The sequence below is a fragment of the Actinosynnema sp. NPDC023658 genome (assembly GCF_040639995.1).
Lineage (GTDB): Bacteria > Actinomycetota > Actinomycetes > Mycobacteriales > Pseudonocardiaceae > Actinosynnema.
Map to the genome: position 1 here is coordinate 1 of NZ_JBFAAX010001241.1, position 1472 is coordinate 1472.

The 1472-nt window shown below is 72.4% G+C and carries 2 protein-coding genes; both read left to right on the top strand.

What is annotated here, in order from left to right; genetic code table 11:
• A partial coding sequence (locus tag AB0G02_RS39885) for an NTP transferase domain-containing protein (RefSeq protein WP_360805631.1) occupies positions 1-325 on the top strand: 325 nt, incomplete at its 5' end.
• A gap of 168 nt (positions 326-493) precedes the next feature.
• The coding region (locus AB0G02_RS39890) for an AAA family ATPase (protein WP_360805634.1) at positions 494-1472 on the top strand (979 nt) is incomplete at its 3' end.

Below are 1472 nucleotides of genomic sequence, written 5' to 3' on the forward strand. Positions count from 1 at the left end.
GCTCGCGGGGCTGGCCGCCGGACTCGCGCACGTGACGACCGACCTGGTGGTGGTGCTCGCGGTGGACCAGCCGGGGATCACCCGGTCCACCGCGGACCGGCTCCTCGCGGCCGTCGGCGGCACCGGCGCGGTCCTCGTGGACGACGGGGGACGGGCGCAGTGGCTCACCGGCGCCTGGCACACCCGGGCGCTGCGCCGGGCCCTGCCCGCCGACCCCCGCGGCGCCTCGATGCGGTCCGTCCTCGGCCCGCTGGACCCGACGCCCGTCACCGCCCGACCGGGTGAGGCGAGGGACGTGGACACGCCGTCCGACCTCCTCGGCTGACACCCCTTCCCCGACCGCGCGTCGACCCGGCCGGGTCCGGACCAAGATCGGGTGGGAAAGGCGTGAGCTGCATCGCTGCCCGATTCCGGCACCGGACCCCTTCACAAGAGCCATACCGTCGGCAGGGGAGACTGACCACAGTCGTACAACCCTGTCGAGGAGGACCTTTTGTCCGAGCCCGCCGCCGAGGCGCCCCACACGCCGGCTCGTGACGCCCAGTTGCTCGAACGCACCGTGTTCGAGGTCAAGCGGGTGATCGTCGGGCAGGACCGGCTGGTCGAGCGGATGCTCGTCGGCCTGCTGGCCAAGGGCCACCTGCTGCTGGAGGGCGTGCCCGGCGTGGCCAAGACGCTGGCCGTGGAGACGTTCGCCAACGTCGTCGGCGGCTCGTTCTCCCGCGTCCAGTTCACCCCCGACCTGGTGCCCGCCGACATCCTCGGCACCCGCATCTACCGCCAGGGCAGCGAGAGCTTCGACGTCGAGCTCGGCCCCGTGGTGGCGAACTTCGTCCTCGCCGACGAGATCAACCGCGCGCCCGCCAAGGTGCAGTCCGCGATGCTCGAGGTGATGGCCGAGCGGCACGTGTCCATCGGCGGCAAGACGTTCCCGATGCCCAACCCGTTCCTGGTCCTGGCCACCCAGAACCCGATCGAGAACGAGGGCGTCTACCCCCTGCCCGAGGCGCAGCGCGACCGGTTCCTGTTCAAGATCCAGGTCGAGTACCCGACGGCCGAGGAGGAGCGGGAGATCGTCTACCGGATGGGCGTCGAGCCGCCGGTGCCCAGCCAGGTGCTCGGCCCGGACGAGCTGGTCCGCCTCCAGGGCGTCGCCTCCCGGGTGTTCGTGCACCACGCGCTGGTCGACTACGTGGTGCGGCTGGTCATCGCGACCCGCGCGCCCAAGGAGCACCAGCTCACCGACGTGGCCGGGTGGGTCGCCTACGGCGCGTCGCCGCGGGCCAGCCTGGGCATCATCGCCGCCGCCCGCGCCCTGGCGCTGGTGCGCGGGCGCGACTACGTGCTGCCGCAGGACATCGTGGACGTGGTGCCGGACGTGCTGCGCCACCGTGGAAACCTCGAAGAGACGGTGACCCGGAACAACCTGGAGGCGGCGGAGGAGATCGTCCGCCAGCTCCGGTTGCGCGACA